Origin of the sequence: Chitinophaga sp. YIM B06452 (assembly GCF_039655965.1) — a bacterium.
Taxonomy (GTDB): Bacteria; Bacteroidota; Bacteroidia; order Chitinophagales; family Chitinophagaceae; genus Chitinophaga.
In genome coordinates this window covers 1,945,574-1,962,166 of the sequence record NZ_JAWLKY010000001.1, presented here as the reverse complement: position 1 = coordinate 1,962,166, position 16,593 = coordinate 1,945,574, and the positions used below count along the sequence as shown (strand labels likewise).

General features: G+C 51.9%; 15 protein-coding genes and 1 riboswitch. Of the genes, 10 read left to right on the top strand and 5 right to left on the bottom strand.

Features of this window, described 5'->3' with window-relative positions; translation table 11 throughout:
- The first annotated feature begins 72 nt into the window (after positions 1–72).
- Entirely contained in the window at positions 73–555 is a 483-nt protein-coding gene (locus R3I13_RS07870) for a dihydrodipicolinate synthase family protein (RefSeq protein WP_346317378.1), read from the top strand.
- 35 nt (positions 556–590) lie between these two features.
- Here R3I13_RS07870 and R3I13_RS07865 read toward each other — a convergent pair whose 3' ends face one another.
- The 3 genes from R3I13_RS07865 to R3I13_RS07855 are packed head-to-tail and all read right to left on the bottom strand — an operon-like array spanning position 591 to position 2,751.
- On the bottom strand, positions 591–926 hold the full coding sequence (locus R3I13_RS07865) for a DUF86 domain-containing protein (protein WP_346317377.1): 336 nt from the start codon (positions 924–926) through the stop codon (positions 591–593).
- The gene (locus R3I13_RS07860) at positions 919–1,209 is read right to left on the bottom strand and encodes a nucleotidyltransferase family protein (protein WP_346317376.1); all 291 of its coding nucleotides are present in this window, start codon (positions 1,207–1,209) and stop codon (positions 919–921) included. The genes R3I13_RS07865 and R3I13_RS07860 overlap by 8 nt, the downstream gene beginning before the upstream one ends.
- Positions 1,210–1,242: 33 nt before the next feature.
- The gene (locus R3I13_RS07855) at positions 1,243–2,751 is read right to left on the bottom strand and encodes a glycosyltransferase family 39 protein (protein ID WP_346317375.1); all 1,509 of its coding nucleotides are present in this window, start codon (positions 2,749–2,751) and stop codon (positions 1,243–1,245) included.
- Between the two features lie 164 nt (positions 2,752–2,915).
- Here R3I13_RS07855 and R3I13_RS07850 point away from each other — a divergent pair, with 164 nt between their 5' ends.
- Both R3I13_RS07850 and aqpZ read left to right on the top strand, forming a co-directional pair.
- The gene (locus tag R3I13_RS07850) at positions 2,916–4,385 is read left to right on the top strand and encodes a glycosyltransferase family 39 protein (RefSeq protein ID WP_346317374.1); all 1,470 of its coding nucleotides are present in this window, start codon (positions 2,916–2,918) and stop codon (positions 4,383–4,385) included.
- Positions 4,386–4,463: 78 nt separating this feature from the next.
- Positions 4,464–5,171: an aquaporin Z gene (gene aqpZ, locus R3I13_RS07845; protein WP_346317373.1), complete on the top strand. Its 708-nt coding sequence runs from the start codon at positions 4,464–4,466 to the stop codon at positions 5,169–5,171.
- Between the two features lie 63 nt (positions 5,172–5,234).
- Here aqpZ and metE read toward each other — a convergent pair whose 3' ends face one another.
- Complete coding sequence (gene metE, locus R3I13_RS07840; protein ID WP_346317372.1) at positions 5,235–7,547, bottom strand: 5-methyltetrahydropteroyltriglutamate--homocysteine S-methyltransferase; 2,313 nt, start codon at positions 7,545–7,547, stop codon at positions 5,235–5,237.
- Between the two features lie 145 nt (positions 7,548–7,692).
- Positions 7,693–7,890: riboswitch (cobalamin riboswitch) on the bottom strand.
- A gap of 305 nt (positions 7,891–8,195) precedes the next feature.
- On the opposite strand from metE, the gene R3I13_RS07835 reads away from it, so the two are divergent.
- From R3I13_RS07835 to R3I13_RS07815, 5 genes are read left to right on the top strand one after another with little or no spacing between them, the layout of a single operon-like run.
- Positions 8,196–8,564: a response regulator gene (locus R3I13_RS07835; protein ID WP_346317371.1), complete on the top strand. Its 369-nt coding sequence runs from the start codon at positions 8,196–8,198 to the stop codon at positions 8,562–8,564.
- Between the two features lie 60 nt (positions 8,565–8,624).
- The gene (locus tag R3I13_RS07830) at positions 8,625–8,840 is read left to right on the top strand and encodes a hypothetical protein (RefSeq protein WP_346317370.1); all 216 of its coding nucleotides are present in this window, start codon (positions 8,625–8,627) and stop codon (positions 8,838–8,840) included.
- A gap of 43 nt (positions 8,841–8,883) precedes the next feature.
- On the top strand, positions 8,884–10,143 hold the full coding sequence (locus R3I13_RS07825; RefSeq protein WP_346317369.1) for a Y-family DNA polymerase: 1,260 nt from the start codon (positions 8,884–8,886) through the stop codon (positions 10,141–10,143).
- Positions 10,144–10,147: 4 nt separating this feature from the next.
- Positions 10,148–10,633 carry a hypothetical protein gene (locus R3I13_RS07820; RefSeq protein ID WP_346317368.1) on the top strand — a complete coding sequence of 162 codons (486 nt, stop codon included), beginning with the start codon at positions 10,148–10,150 and terminating at the stop codon, positions 10,631–10,633.
- A 3-nt stretch (positions 10,634–10,636) separates the two neighbouring features.
- Complete coding sequence (locus R3I13_RS07815) at positions 10,637–11,386, top strand: SOS response-associated peptidase (protein WP_346317367.1); 750 nt, start codon at positions 10,637–10,639, stop codon at positions 11,384–11,386.
- Here the strand turns inward: R3I13_RS07815 and R3I13_RS07810 are convergent.
- The gene (locus R3I13_RS07810; protein WP_346317366.1) at positions 11,381–13,432 is read right to left on the bottom strand and encodes an ATP-binding protein; all 2,052 of its coding nucleotides are present in this window, start codon (positions 13,430–13,432) and stop codon (positions 11,381–11,383) included. The genes R3I13_RS07815 and R3I13_RS07810 overlap by 6 nt on opposite strands.
- Before the next feature lie 638 nt (positions 13,433–14,070).
- On the opposite strand from R3I13_RS07810, the gene R3I13_RS07805 reads away from it, so the two are divergent.
- Positions 14,071–15,468 (top strand): cytochrome ubiquinol oxidase subunit I, encoded by a 1,398-nt coding sequence (locus R3I13_RS07805; RefSeq protein ID WP_346317365.1) that lies wholly within the window; start codon positions 14,071–14,073, stop codon positions 15,466–15,468.
- A gap of 15 nt (positions 15,469–15,483) precedes the next feature.
- Positions 15,484–16,518 (top strand): cytochrome d ubiquinol oxidase subunit II, encoded by a 1,035-nt coding sequence (gene cydB / locus R3I13_RS07800; protein ID WP_346317364.1) that lies wholly within the window; start codon positions 15,484–15,486, stop codon positions 16,516–16,518.
- The last annotated feature ends 75 nt before the right edge of the window (positions 16,519–16,593 follow it).

Here is a 16,593-nt window from a genome sequence, read left to right as displayed (position 1 = left end):
TGGATTACTAAGATGGTCCAAAGTTAATTCATTTTTGCCTTATCAATTTATTCACCTAAAAAACTGCCAGATATGATCACTACAACAAAAGAAAAGGATATGTCGCCGGCGCTGCTGAAGCGCCTGTTGCAGATACCGAATGTTACCATGATCAAGGAAAGCACCGGCGATGTGCAGCGAATGCACTATTTGCGGAAAGAGTTGGGAGAAGATGTGGCTTTTTACAACGGCTCCAATCCTCTCGCCCTGGCTGCATTTGCCGCAGGCGCCAACGGATGGTGCATCGCGGCGCCCAACCTCATCCCGGAGCTGAACCTGGACCTATACTGCGTGGTTGACAGCAACAACTACGAAGCAGCCAGGGATATCTTCTACAGGCAGCTGCATCTGTTGCAATTCATTGTCAGCAAAGGTTTGCCGCGCGCCATTAAAGCGGGCCTGGAATTAACAGGCGCAAGCGCGGGCTACCTGCGTTCACCTTTAAAACCATTGACGGCAGAAGAAACGGAGCAGCTACGGGGTATTCTTCGGGAATGTGCGGAAGAAGTAGTGTAGGATAATTGGAAATTGTGGAGAGATTGTTATAGTGATCAGGGGATTAACAATCTTAATTTTTCAATTAGGTCAGGAAGAAAGGTCTCCTTAATTGTCCAGACGATCTTATAGTCAATACCGAAATAGTCATGTACTATTCGGTTTCGGAAGCCCCTGATACGGTGCCAATCAATATCCGGATGGTTTTCTTTGAACTCATCAGGTAAGCGGTTGGCGGCTTCTCCGATAATTTCAAAATTCCGGATAACAGCATCTACCACCATATCATTTTTCACAAACTCTTCAAAAGACATCGAGCGGGAATAAGTCAATATTTTATTCCCGCTCTCAATAATATCTTCAATCAACAATTCAGGCTTACGTTTAGACATACACGATCTCAGGTTCTATTTCCCTGTAATATTTTTCCTTAATGCCGTTCTTCGAAACAAGATCCACATGACGCTTCAATCTCTTTTCAAGGAATTCAGCAAGATCGATAAATTCAATGCCTACCGGACCGCTAAAGTCTACAATAATGTCTATATCACTGGATGGCCGGAAATCATCACGTACAACAGAGCCGAACAAGCCAATCAGGTTGACGTGATATTTTTCAACCAGTTCTGGCTTTAATTCAAAAAGAACTTTTTTTATGGAGTTCAGTTGTGTCATGACACAAATATAGACAATCCCGTTTTAATATGCTCACCGCTCCGAAATCCCAGGCCGGCCCGGCAGATAATACTCGCAACGGTACACCAGGAATTTCCGCACCAGCCGCTCCCCTCTTTTTACTTCGATAGGACGCAGCGGGTACACATTCCGGAAATACCTGCGCAGCGAATCCGCAAAGCGTTTTTCGGACACCTCATTTCCAATACGCGGAATGGAATTGATGAACAACGCATTCTTCCCCTGCAACGCCGCCAGCCGTGTACCCACGTAATCGAATTGCAGCGCGGGCTTGCGGATGATATTCTGGCCATACACCATTTCTTCCAAATAAAAATTCAACACTGCGCTGGTCTTGTAATCATCGGCGGAAAAGATAAAGTCTGCCGGGTAAGCGCGTTTCAGCGCCATCACAGCCCCGGCCATGCGGCCCCAGCCCACCCACACATCGTCTGACCGTACGGGAACAGGATACCAGCGCAACTCAATGGCCAATGCAACATGTATCACCACCGCCCACGCCTGTTGCCACCTGATCATCCTGTGTGAAAAATACCGGCTGACCCATATCACGCCGGTGATGTAGGCCGGCATCATCCAGTTCAGCTTCACCCAGTAGATAAAAGAAATGGAAAGGAAAGCAAGGAATATGGGCAGGAAAAAACATAGGAGAAACAACGTATGATCCTGCACCGTCCATAGTTTCGCTTTGTATTTCCGAATGATCTTATACAAGATCCATAGCAGCGAAAAGAATAACACCGGCGCCAGGATCGCCGCCTGGTGAGCCAGTACGCCCAGGAAATCAGTAACGCTGAATGCAATGCCCCGCGCTCTGCCGGTGGACTGGAACCTGAATGATGCAAAATCATGCTGCACATTCCACCACAACACAGGAGCGGAAGCCACCACCATCAACACCAGCGACAGCCAGGGCCAGGCCGTTCCCAGCCACTTACGGTGTGTGGCAGACAATGCCAGGTACAACAAAAGCCCCGCGGGAAGGAACACCGCCGTGTATTTACTGTCAAAGGCCAAACCCATCATAACGCCCGCCAGCAGCCAGTAAACTTTTTTCTCCAGGAAGACAGCCTTGTAGAGGCAAAGCAGGCTCACCGTCCAGCAGAGCATCAGCGGCACATCAGGCGTAGATACAAGGGACAGGATAGTGATCATGAGCGTGGAACTGAACAGCAGCAAGGCGTTGGAAGCCTTGACACGGCTGAGGAACCGCAACGACAGCCGGTAAAAAAAGGCGAGGGTAAGCAACGTAACAACCGTATCCGCCAGCTTTACGGCGTATACTTTTTTTCCAAGCACAGTTGTGAAGATCTTCAGCACCCATGCAATGCCAGGCGGATGATCATAATAAGATGCAGCGGGGTGCTCGGTGTAAAAGGTGTAATACGCATCCTGCGGCATCAGTCCCATTAAACCAATAAAAGCCAGTCTTAACAGCAGGATGAACAAGGCAGACAATACCAGCCACCGGTTTTCAGTGTAAGCAGTATGCAGGTCATCCCGGAAACTTTTTATCTTCATATCCGGATGTAAGCAATAAACAGTTGTCTCGACAAGTTGATATATCCGGAATCGTGCCGGAATTTCAGCCTATTTTCCTTCCTTCAACGCATAACCTGTTATTTTTCATATATTTATTAAGGCACCAACAACAACTTTAACATCGCTGTAACAGTCCCGAAAACATGAAAAGATACCTGCCCCTCATTTTACTGTTATGCCTGGTAAAACTGGCCATACATATGGCCGGGAATCACAATTATGATTTCATGCGCGACGAGCTGTTGCACCTGAGCGCGGGTCATCATCCCGCCTGGGGTTATTACGAGTTCCCGCCTTTCATTGGCTGGGTGGCGCGGGTTTCCATTTTCCTGTTCGGCCATTCGCTTGTTGGCATGCGGCTTCTCGCGACCCTGGCGGGAGTGGTTATCGTTGCGCTATGCTGCCTGATGGCGCTGGAAATGGGCGGAAAGAAGTGGGCTGTTTTTCTCGCGGGCGTTTGCGCGCTGGCGTTCCTGCCTTATTACCGCAATCATTTTTTGTTTCAGCCCGTTGCTTTCGACCAGCTTTTCTGGGCATTGGGTTTTTATTTCGTGCTGCGCTATGTGAACACGGGGCGTAATGTATATCTCGTGTACACCGGTATCACGGCGGGCTTCGGGCTGATGAACAAATATACTTTCGTGATATGGATCGCCGGCATTTTACCCGCGCTGCTATTTCATGATAAAGCGCGGGTGTACCGCAACAAGTGGTTATACATCGGCGGCGGCATCGCTTTGCTGATCTTCCTGCCCAATATCATCTGGCAATACCGGCATGGGATCCCTTTCCTGTTGCATTTGCAGCAGCTCAGCAAAACGCAGCTGGAGAAGAACAGCGTGTTCGAATTCGTGATAATGCAGGCGTTGTCTCCTTTTACATTGATGATGAGCCTCGGCGGTTTGTATTTCGTGATGCGGAGGCCACAGTGGCGCTTCCTGGGAATTGCTTTCCTGCTGATGTTCGTATTGATGTGGGCGCTGCGCTCGAAGTCTTACTATTTCTTTGCGGCTTACCCGCCTATGTTTGCCGCGGGCGCCGTTTGGCTTGAAAGGCTTACCAGCACGCGGCCGCGCTGGAATATTGCCGTTGCCGCAGTGATGATGGGCTTCGCTCTTCTTGCGCTGCCCTTGCTGATCCCTGTTCTTCCCATCGAAAAATTTGTAAGATACGCCCGCATCAAACCCAATAACGAAGGTCGTTACGAGCTCACCAGCGATTATGCGGATATGTTCGGATGGCGCGAACAAGTACAGGTGGCAGACAGCATCTACAACACACTCTCTCCCCAAGACCGGGAGAAATGTATCTTCTGGGCAGAGAACTACGGCGAAGCCGGCGCCATCCGCATCATCGGCAACCGTGAGCCGGTATGCCGCCACGGCAGCTTCTGGACCTGGGGCCCCGGGCCCTTGCCCGGCGAAGTGGCCATCAGCATAGGTAATGAAGCCGAAGATGTAGAGATGATCTATGAAGAACATCAGCTCATCAAAGTTCTCAAACATCCCTACGCGATCGGTGAGGAAAATAATATCCCGGTATACCTCTGCCGCAAGCCGAAAATAAAGCTAAAAGACATCTGGCCTTCATTGGAGAAGGAGGTGTTTGAATAACTCGGCTCTTTTTCTATTTTGCGGCCTTTAACAACAATAAGTACTTTTAATTTGTTTATAGCTCAAAACCTGACCCTTATGGAAATTAAATCATCCACGAAGTATTTTGCAGAATTGGTTGGCACCTTTGCCCTTGTATTATTTGGCTGCGGCGCGGCGGTTGTATCCGGCGTTTCGACGGCAGGCCCTGCCGGGATAGGCCTCCTGGGTATCTCATTCGCTTTCGGGCTTGCGGTGCTGGTGATGTGTTACGCCATCGGCGGCATTTCCGGCTGCCACATCAACCCCGCTATTACCATCGCCATGCTGGTGGCCGGTAAGATCAAAGGCAGTGAAGCGCTGGGTTACATCATTGCACAGATCATCGGTGCGGTGATCGGCGCGGCCGTATTGTATTGCATACAAAGTGGCCTGAGCGGCTGGACGCCCGGCGAATGGGCGTTAGGCTCCAATGGATGGGGTGAAGGTTATGGCGCGGGCTACAACACCACTTCCGCATTCATTGCCGAAGCAGTGCTCACGTTCCTTTTCCTCTTCGTGATCTTCGGCAGCACCGGTAAATGGGGCAACGGCGCCATGGCCGGTATGGCTATCGGGTTAACGCTCACCCTCATTCACCTGGTAGCGATTCCTATCACCGGCACTTCCGTGAACCCCGCAAGGAGCTTCGGCCCTGCGCTTTTCGCCGGCGGCAAGGCCATGGCACAGCTATGGCTTTTCGTGGTGGCGCCCATCGTGGGAGGCATCGCAGCTGCGCTCGTATGGCGCGCGCTGGAGAAAAAATAAAGCGTACTTGTTGTATAGCACCGGGCCTGGTACAAATTTGTACCAGGCCCGGTGCTTTTTGGTCTATACAGGCACGTTAGAACTGGTCCTTTCTCTCGCTGCGCGGGCAGCGGCCACCATGTTTTCAAGGGCGGCCTTTGTTTCAGGCCACTTGCGGGTTTTGAGCCCGCAGTCCGGGTTCACCCAGAGGTTGCGTAACGGCAGCAGCTCCGCAGCTTTTTGCAGCAGCTGCACCATTTCCTCCACGCCGGGCACCCGCGGTGAATGAATGTCATATACTCCCGGGCCGATCTCGTTCGGGTACTTAAACCCTGCAAATGCTTCCAGCAGCTCCATCTGCGACCGCGATGTTTCGATCGTGATCACGTCGGCGTCCATTGCCGCGATATGCGCGATGATGTCGTTGAATTCGCTGTAACACATATGCGTATGCACCTGCGTATCGTCCCTCACGCCGCAAACCGCTACCCTGAAGGCTTTCACAGCCCATTCCAGGTATGCGTCCCGGTCTGCTTTCCGCAAAGGCAAACCCTCCCGGATGGCAGGCTCATCAACCTGGATGATGCCGATGCCTGCTTTTTCCAGGGCCACGGCCTCATCACGGATGGCCAGGGCTATCTGGTTCGTGGTAACGGAGCGCGGCTGGTCGTTGCGCACGAACGACCATTGCAGGATGGTCACAGGCCCGGTGAGCATGGCTTTCATGGGTAGTGCAGTACACGACTGCGCGAACTTCGTCCAGCGGAGGGTCATGTCTGCAGGGCGGCTCACATCGCCATAGATCACGGGCGGTTTTACACAACGGCTGCCATAGCTCTGCACCCAGCCGTTTTGGGTGAAAACAAACCCATCCAGCATTTCACCAAAATACTCCACCATATCGTTCCGCTCAAACTCGCCATGAACGAGCACATCCAATCCCAGCTCTTCCTGCAGCCTGATGGCATTGATGGTAGCCTGCTCCAGCGCTGCTTCATATTGTTCCGCAGGAAGATCCCCTTTCCGCCATTGTGCGCGCAGCTGGCGGATATCGTCCGTTTGCGGGAAGGAGCCGATGGTGGTGGTGGGGAACAGCGGCAGGTTGAAACGTGCTGTTTGCAGTTGCTGCCTGGTGCTGAAGGGGCTTTGCCTGCGGGCGTCATCGTCTGTAATAGCCGCCGTACGGGCTTTTACAGCCGGTTTGTGAATCCTTGCGGAAGCGCTCTTTTCCGCGATGGCTGTGCGGTTCAGTTCCAGCAGGCTGTTGTTGCCGTGGAAAATGGCGTCCAGCGCGGTTACTTCTTCCAGTTTCTGCTTCGCAAATGCCATCCAGGACCTCATTTCCGCGTCCAGGCCTGTTTCCAGGTCAAGGTCGGCAGGCGTATGAAGCAAAGAGCAGGAAGGCGCTATCATTACGCGGTCTTCGCCGAGCGCATCTACGGCTTTTCGTATATGCGGAAGCGATATATCGTAATTATTCTTCCAGATGTTGCGGCCGTCTACCAGGCCCAGCGATAAAGAAGTTTTGGGAGGAAGCAGCGGCAGCAGCTCATCCAGTTGCTGCGGCGCCCTTACGAGGTCCAGGTGAAGGCAGCAGACGGGCAGGCCGGCAGCCAGCTCCGCATTGCCGCGCAGGCCTTCGAAGTAAGTGGCCACCATCAGCTTGAGGTCTTTGCATTGTTTGCGGATCTCGGCATAAGCGTAGCGGTAAGCGTTTTGTTCTGCTTCACTAATGTCCATGGCCAGGAAAGGCTCGTCCAGCTGCACCCATTCCGCGCCCTGCGCCTGCAACTTTTGCAGCACGCTGATATAAACGGGCAGCAGGTTATGCAGCAGTTCAATGCGGTGGAAGCCGCTTTCTTTTTCCTTTCCCAATAAAAGATAAGATACCGGGCCAATGAGCACCGGCTTGGGCGTGGCTTCCAGCGTATGCCGCGCAGCGTCGAAGGCGTTGAACACCTTGTTGCTCAGCAGGCGGAACTGCTGGTCTTTTTTGAATTCCGGTACGATGTAGTGGTAATTGGTGTCGAACCACTTGGTCATTTCCATGGCGGTAATATCCAGCCCATGCTGCTGGTAGCCGCGCGCCATGGCGAAATAAAGGTCGATCTCGGCATTCTCTGCCACCTCCGTTACCACGGGCGCATAACGGTCTGGCACTGCGCCGAGCAGCAGGGTCATGTCCAGCACCTGGTCGTAGAAGCTGAAATCGTTGCAGGGCACGAGGTTCATGCCGGCGGCCTGCTGCAGCTGCCAGTGTTCTTCCTGCAGGCGTTTGGCGGCGAGGAACAGTTCGCTGCGGCCAATGCGGCCCTGCCAGTAATGCTCACAGGCTTTTTTGAGCTGTCTTTGGGCTCCCATGCGCGGGTAGCCGAGGTTGTGTTTAAGCATACGCATAAAACTTTTTGGTTAAAACATTAATGTGCATTAATGCTCCTTACAGTTTCCGGTATGCTTTCAGGATTGTGTAGAAGATAAGGAATGAAAAGGCACGACGGGCCATGCCCATCCGTTCCCGACTACTGCTTCAAATCGCGAAAGCATTTGTCTTACACAGCGGGGCAAGTATCCTGGCTCGTAACATCATTACCGTTCTTCTCACCCCGTTCAGGTCGGGGGCAATGAACATCGGTGGCAATGATTCAGGTGCGTTACTTACAGTTGCGCGACAGCCCGTGATTTACACACGGTTCCTTATTAAAAGCGGCTTTCGCCGCCTACCGCGCTGTGGAAAGAATGAATAAAAGTAAAGAACTCGGGGTCAAAGATAGGAAGGTGCCCGGTCATTTCCTACTAACACGCCGGCGAACGTTAATACGCATTAACCAAAAACGATTTTGGCACAGTATATGCAAATGTCCCTTTGTACCATTTAACCGTATACTCCCTGACACCTGTGGCCTGGCCATTGAAAGAACAAGTAGTATACCTGTATACGCGTCTCAAATTAATCAAGCATCCATTTTAGCAGCATAAGGTAACGCCGGAATCCCGGCCAGAAGAGCTATGTCCTTCATGCTGCATGGAACAACCATGTTTTTGTATATGAAAAGGATTTTGGTAATTGTGGATGATCTGCTGATGATTCATGTGATAGAATTGATCATACAGAAAGAGGGATACGACGCAGACCTTGCCTATAACGGAAAAGAAGCTACTCTTTTGCTTAACTCGCATGAGTATGAACTTGTCATCGCGGATTTCAAGCTGCCATTCCCGCACCTGCAGGAACTGGCGGATGCCCTGCGCCTGAAAAAAGCACGTAAATCCTTCCCCATCCTGGCTATTATCCCGGCAGCATTCTTAACCGGCAGCGTTGGCGGCTGGTTCGGTATCGACGCGGATGAAACTGTAATCCGGCCTTTCTGCCCATTCGAGTTAACCGTCACGATCAAACGCCTTTTGGCGCGTTGATTGTTGGCAGGCCTGGTTTTCCGGGCCTGCGTTTTTTCATTTTTTAGCGATCTTCGCCATATGGACCCTTTTTCCGTTTCTGTCAACGGCCAGCTTTACGAAGTAACGCCCTACGTAAAAGGCTATACCGTTTCCTTCCACATCGATGCGCCGGGAAGCCGCATTTCTTTTGAGCTGGATGAAGAAGACAACCTTCGCGCCATTACCAGCGGCGAGCCCGTGGATGCCGCGCTGGTAGAGCAACTCGCCGCTGCGATCGTACAGCACTTTGGCTGAAATGCCAAAATTTTTAGCTACATTTGCTAATAATAATAGCATTATGATTGCCCTTGTTGACTGTAACAATTTCTATGTCAGCTGCGAACGGCTCTTCCACCCCCAATTCCTCCGCAGGCCGGTAGTGGTGCTGAGCAACAACGACGGCTGCGTGGTAGCCCGCTCCGAAGAAGCCAAAGCCCTCGGCATCGCCATGGGCGACCCCGCCTTTACCATCGAAAAAACGCTGAAGGAACACCATGTTGTCATGTTTTCCTCCAATTATACCCTTTATGGCAGTCTCAGCAACCGCGTGATGCGGATACTTTCCCATTATTCCCCGGATATGGAAATATATAGTATAGACGAGGCTTTCCTGGACCTGTCAGGCATGAAGGACCTGCCGGGCATCGCAGCCGCGATACGGAAACATATCTTCGAAGAAGTAGGCCTGCCGGTGTCTGTAGGCGTTGCCCCCACCAAAACGCTCGCCAAAATGGCAAACCGCTATGCCAAAAAGCACCATCGCCGCGCCGGCGTATGGGTCATGGATACGGAAGAAGGCATCCGTGAAGTGATGGCAGCCACTGCCGTGGAAGACATCTGGGGCATCGGCGCGCAGTATGCGCACAAGCTGCATCAAAAAGGATTCCACACGGCACTGGAGCTTTCCCGGGCCCCGGACGACTGGATCAGGAAAGAAATGACCGTAACAGGCCTTCGCCTTGTGCATGAGCTGCGTGGCATCCAAAGCATCCCCATGCAGGAAGCAGAGCCTGCAAAAAAAGCGATCTGCGTGGCCCGCTCTTTCGGGCAGCTACTAACGGAAAAGAACGACCTGCGTGAAACGCTGGCCAATTACACAGCGATCTGCGCGCAGAAGCTCCGCAAACAGCAAAGCTGCGCAGCCGCCATACAGGTTTTCCTGTCCACCAATTATTTCCGCGTGCAGGACAAACAATATCACCGCTCCATCACCCTGCGCCTGCCCGTACCCACCAGCAGCACACCCACGCTGATACATTTTGCCATGGACGCGCTGGACCGCATCTACCGCCCCGGGTATAATTATAAAAAGGTGGGCGCCCTGCTGCTGGACCTGGTGCCGGAAACCAGCGTGCAGCAGAACTTATTCCCGGAAAAAGACCAGGCGCGCGAAGCGAAGCTCATGAAAGCGCTGGACGGCATCCATCAACACTTTCATGGTAAGCAGGTCGTTAAATTTGCGGTGCAGGGCAAGGGTGAAAAAGGGAAAATAAAGCGTGACCGGCTTTCGAAGTGTTATACCACGCGGCTTACAGAAATTCTTCATTGTAAAACATAACCATATGCACAACCCGCTTTCCATTTTACGTGCCATGGTGCTGGATGGGCTCATCCAGGCGGGACACATGTACTTTGTACGGCAGTCCTACCCCAGGGGCATGTTTAAGAACATTAAAGAATCGCTGCTGATCACGCCTTACAAAAGCGCCGGCGAAGCAAACCATCATTACAACGCCATTGTTTCGGACCCGCGCCGGTATATCTACAGCGTATACCATCCCGGCGACAGGGAAAAATTGTATTACGCAGCCAGCCAGCCCGAAGGCTATGGCATTTATATCGCGTTGCTGAAAGACAGGGAGTGGAAGCCCGGCCATTCCTTTACTGCGGCCATCAGGCGGTACATGCGGCTGCACGGCGGCAGCAGGCCCGATGGAAGAGAAAATTTGTCTGCCGAACTGTCTATCCGGTTTGGCGAACTTTTCATTAATTTGAAGCGGCATCAGCAGGAATTAAAGATCCCCCTTTCCGAAATAGAAAAAACATAACGCATGTGCTACGACCTTGCATTTTCCACCAGCATCGAATCCGTGTTCGATTATCTCCCTGAGCTGAAAGACATGGGCCAGCTGGATATGTCCTTTGAACCTACCTATCACAAAGTGGCGCAGGCTTATCCCAAATGGCCGGTAGTGGTGAACGATAACGGCACGCTGAAGCTGATGAAGTTTGAATGGGGCGTGATACCTAATTACATGAAAACGCCGGAGGAGATCAAAAAAGGCCGCAAGTGGATGGTGAACGCCCGCTCCGAAAAAGTGCTGGACACTAAAGCGTACTGGAGCCGCATCCGCCGGAACCGTTGCCTGGTACCGGCTACAGGCTTCTTTGAACACCGGGAGATCCCGGGATGGAAAAATAAAGTGCCTTATTATATCCGGTTAAAAAACCGCGATATATTTTTCATCGCGGGGCTCTATGCCTATTCGCATCTGCCCAACCCCGAAACCGGTGAGCTGCCCGGCACTTTCACCGTGCTCACGCGCGATGCCAACGACGTTATGAGCCGCATTCACAACGGCGGCGACAATGCCGGCCGCATGCCGCTGATATTGCCGGTGGAATATGAGCAGGAATGGCTCCGGCCGGACCTTTCAGATGAAGGCATCCGGCGCATCCTCAACTATTCCCTCCCTTCAGACGAAATGGCATACTGGACGGTGAATTCCGTGCGCAAGGCAAAACCTGATGATGAAGGAGTGATCGAAAGGGTGGAATATGCGGACCTTCCCGCGTTATGATGCTTTGATGATCCTGAGCGGGTAAGGCGTTTCTTTGCTGAGGTATTTATCCATTACAGAATACAACCGGTCGAACTCTACCGGTTTGATCAGGTATTCATTCACGCCGGCCTCCAGCGCTTCTTTTTGCTGCTCGCGGAATGCATCCGCGGAAATAGCGATCACGGGAATATGCCGCAGGTCATGGTCTGCGCGGAGTAAACGGATCACTTCGTTACCGTTGAGCTTGGGCATATGCATGTCCATGATGATCAGGTCCGGGTGGCAGGCATGCGCCATTTCCAGGCCTTCCTCACCATTGTTCGCAATATGCAATGAAATACCCAGGTGCGCGAAGAAACGCTCCATGATCATTTGATTGATCTCGCTGTCTTCCATCAGCAGCACTCTTCTTTCCGCGGGGAAAGCGGCGTATTCCTTGCGGTCGTCGCGGGGTTGTTCTTCCGGTTTGGCGATAGCCTGTTCTTCCAGCGGCAGCGTAACCGTAAAAGCAGCGCCCTGGCCGGGCTCGCTCCAAACTTCAATATTGCCGCCCATCAGCTCGGTAATGCGGCGTGAAATGGTAAGGCCCAGGCCCGTGCCGCCGAAGTTCTGGTGAATGGTTTCATCTGCCTGCTCGTACGGCTGGAAGATCAGTTTCTGTTTTTCTTTCGGTATGCCCACGCCTTCGTCTGCCACGCGGATGCACCACTGCGCCGGCTCCTGCAGGTAGATGTGCAGCGTCACTTTTTTACCTGAAGGTGTGAACTTCAGCGCGTTGCCCAGCAGGTTGTTGAGTATCTGTGTAAGATGCAGCCTGTCTCCCACCACTTCGCCGGGCAGCTTGTGATCTACCTGCAGCTGCAATTGCACGCCTTTTACTTTCGCTGCGTCCTGGTAAATATTCACCACGCTGCGGATCCATTCGCGGAGCACGAAAGGCTCAGGATGCAGCTCGTCGGTTTTCCCGGCTTCGATCCTCGCCAGCTCCAGCACATTGTTGATAATGTCCAGCAGGCTGTGGCTGCTGTTGTGGATGTTGTCGATCATTTGCAGGATGCTGCGGGGTATCTTGTTGCGGATAGCGGGTTCGTTGAGCAGCAGGAAACTGATGCCGATCACGGCATTCAGCGGGTTGCGTATTTCGTGGCTGATCTCGCGGAGAAAAGCCGATTTGGCGGTGTTGGCATGTTGCGCTTCGTCGCGGGCCCTCATCAGGTCCTGCTTGAGCGATTCCAGTTCGGCCACATAGCCTTTTAATTGCTGGTCCTGGTCGCGGAGCTGGCTGTTGCTGGTCTTCAGGTTCACCAGCATGTTTTCCAGCGCGATATTATTCAAACGCAGCTGCGTGGTGCGGTTGTGCACTTCCTTTTCCAGCTTGGCGTTGTAATCTTCCAGTTTCGTATAGGCGGCCGTCAGTTCCGCTTCTTTATTCACCACCAGCTCGTTCTTCTTTTTCAGGGATTCGTTGCGTTTGTTGAGGCGCTTCACCAACCCGGTGATATTGATCTGGTAAAAACTGATCACGATCCCGTTCAGCAGCAGCACGATGGACATGATCAGCCAGCGGAACGTGAAAGTCAGGTCCCGGCTCATTTCCATCGGCTCTATCACCATAAAATAATAATTGGTTTCCAGCAGCACCAGGCAGGTAAGGATCAGCGCGAGACAAATGAATTTCAATTCTTTTTCTTTATGGGAACAGATCAGCAGCGGTACGCCGATGAGGAACAGTCCCAGGAAATGCACCTGCGTGCTTTCCCCGAACGTAACGCCATAATACAACATCACCATGCAGAACACGAACATGAGGCCGAACTTGGCGGAAGAATATTTTTTACGATGGTTGAGCCAGAGGATGGAAAGGAAGCCGCATACAAAACCTATGGCGGTGTAGAGAATGGTATAGTCGCCGGACATGAGGGCGAGCGATACCCCGCAGAAGGTACACAACAGGGCTGTGAGGAAGCTGAAGGAATTGACGACCATGATCTTACGGCCGTCGCCGTCTTTCATATCCGAGGAAAGTCCTGCTTTTTTAATGATATTGAACCAATGGCTGATCATTACGCTTAATTACCCGTCAGAAGTTACAGCTTTTTTCACAGTCCGTCAACACTTCTTCTGCAATAACTTTGGTTGATATGATTTTGGTTTTCAACAATTTAAATTGACCTGTCTGTTTAAATGCTGCTTATCCGGCAACAACTGATTAACAAAACGAAATTTACCAAAGGGCTAGCCCGATGAAGATCGGGCCAGGAAATTTACTCTCCAATTTATATTTGAACTTACTGGTATAAAAAAGATTCCCAGCTCGGTCGAAATTAACCAGACTAAATGTTAAGATTTGTTAATTGGTTGTTAATAGAGATGCCGGGATATATAAACAAACAGGTCCGGGGAGAACCCCAGACCCGTTAAATACGCTCCAATTTAATTCATTGAAAGCTCGTTACAAACGTAATTGACCCTCAATGATGGATCAAAGGTATATTCCCAAGCGTGGACGATGTGTTAAAAGCTTGTTATTAAGAAAACGGTGTGTATCAAGACAGTTTGCTGTTATTTACGTTATCATTTTCGAAAAACCTTTCCTTTCCGCCGGTTGTTTCTTAAATTGATCAACGTCAGGTTCCTGCCCTGACGGTTATCAGGACAAACCACCGCCGGGCAGGCTACTTTTGCGATATAAACTCCATATCATGCCCTCTGTAGAAATCCTCTCGCGCATACAATTTGCCTTCACCATCGCTTTCCATTACATCTATCCCCCGCTGAGCATCGGGCTGGGCGTATGCCTCGTGATCATGGAAGGCCTGTACCTGCGCACAGGCAATAAAATGTATGAGGACATTACCCGGTTCTGGATCAAGATATTTGCGCTCATATTCGGCATTGGCGTGGCTACGGGCATCGTTATGGAGTTTGAATTCGGCACCAACTGGGCTACCTATTCCCGCTACGTGGGCGACGTGTTCGGCAGCGCATTGGCCGCGGAAGGCATCTTCGCTTTCGCGCTGGAGTCCGGCTTCCTCGGCATACTGATCTTCGGCTGGAACCGTGTAGGTAAGGGCGTTCACTTCTTCTCCACCATCATGGTTGCGCTCGGCTCCATCTTTTCCGCCATCTGGATCGTAGTGGCCAACTCCTGGCAGCAAACGCCCACGGGATACGTGATCGAAGGCGAAGGGCTGGAAGCGCGGGCCGTTATCACGGACTTCTGGGAGATGGTGTTCAACCCATCGTCGGTAGACCGCCTGTCGCACGTGCTGATCGGCGCTTTCCTGGCGGGTTCTTTCCTTGTGATGAGCGTAGCCGCCTGGTATATCCTGAAAAATAAATTCGTTACCCCCGCAAAAGCGATGTTCAGGGTCGGGCTCTCCGTGGCCGCCATCAGCGCGCTGGCGCAGCTTTTCACCGGGCACCGCTCCGCGGAATATGTAAGCGAATACCAGCCCGCCAAGCTCGCGGCCATGGAAGGCCACTTCGACAGTTCGGCCGTGGCAGATATGTACATCGTTGGCTGGGTGGATAAAGCTACCGGGAAAACTGCCGGCATCCGCATCCCTGGCGGACTTTCATTTCTCACGCATGGCAGCTTCTCCGCTCCCGTTACCGGCCTGAACGCTTTCCCTGAAAATGAACAGCCCGGCGCGGTGAACTTCGTATTCCAGACCTATCACCTCATGGTGGCCATCGGCGTTACTTTGATAGGACTTACGCTGCTGGCGCTGTTCCTGCTTTGGAAGAAAAAATTATTTGACCAGCGATGGCTCATGAGCATCTTCGTTTGGGCGGTACTGTTGCCGCAGATCGCCAACCAGGCGGGCTGGTACGCCGCGGAAGTAGGCCGCCAGCCATGGGTCGTGTATGGCCTGCTGCGCACGTCCGATGCATTGAGCAAAGACGTGAAAGCCAACCAGGTCGTGTTTTCCCTGGTGCTCTTTACCCTGGTATACACCCTTCTTTTTGTCTTGTTCCTGTACCTGCTGAACAAGAAGATCCAGCACGGGCCGGCCATGACGCCCAACGAAGAGGAAGAAAGCGACGAATTCTCGAAACGTAATATCAAACAGCTCCAGGCTCCTGAACATTCCTGATAAAACGAACAAATTATGGACACAATTCTCGGATTAGATCTCCCCACTTTATGGTTCCTCGTGATCGGCGGGCTCATTACCGGCTATGGCGTGCTGGACGGGTTCGACCTCGGGGCGGGAAGCCTTCATCTTTTTTTCAACAAGGAAGAAAGCAGGCGCATTGCCCTCAATGCCATCGGGCCGGTGTGGGACGGGAATGAAGTATGGCTGGTAATTGCCGGCGGGGCGCTGTTTGCGGGTTTCCCCCTGGTATACGGCACCATCCTGTCTACGTTCTACATTCCTTTTATGCTGTTCCTCGTGGCGCTTATTTTCCGCGCTATCTCCATAGAATTCAGGAGCAAGGAGCCGATGGCCTGGTGGCGGAAGATGTGGGACATCAGCTACATGGCTTCCAGCACACTCATTACCCTGCTGTTGGGGCTGGTGCTGGGCAACCTCATCCAGGGCATTCCCATCAACGCGAAGCATGAATTCACCGGCGGCCTGCTTACATTCTTCAACCCCTACGCCATCCTCATCGCCTTCACTACCCTCTCGCTGTTCATGCTCCATGGCGCTATTTATCTTGTCATGAAAACGGAGAACCGCCTCTATGCGAAACTGACCGTACTGGTGAACAACTGCAGCAAATTCTTTATCCTCTGCTTCATCCTTGCCAGCATGTCTACCCTCATCTACATCCCGCACATGACGGATGAATTCAAGCAAAACCCATGGCTGTTTGCCCTGCCGCTGCTGGCCGTACTAACGGTGCTGAACATCAAAAGGAATATCGACAGCAGGAAATATTTCACGGCCTTCGTTTTCTCCAGCTGCATCACCGCCATACTGCTGATCCTGTTTGCCATCGGGTTATACCCCAACATTGTCATTTCCACCATCGATCCGGCTTACAGTGTCAGTATTTACGACGCTGCATCATCTCCCAAATCGCTGAGGATCATGTTGTTGATGGCCGCGATCGGCACGCCGCTGGTACTTTCGTATACCATATTCGTTTTCTGGACCTTCAGGGGTAAAGTGAAGCTGAATGAAATGAGCTATTAGGGCCAACACGTTGATTAATAAGCATAAAGAAGCCCCGATAAGGAATTATCAGGGCTTTACCATTTAACCTAACTA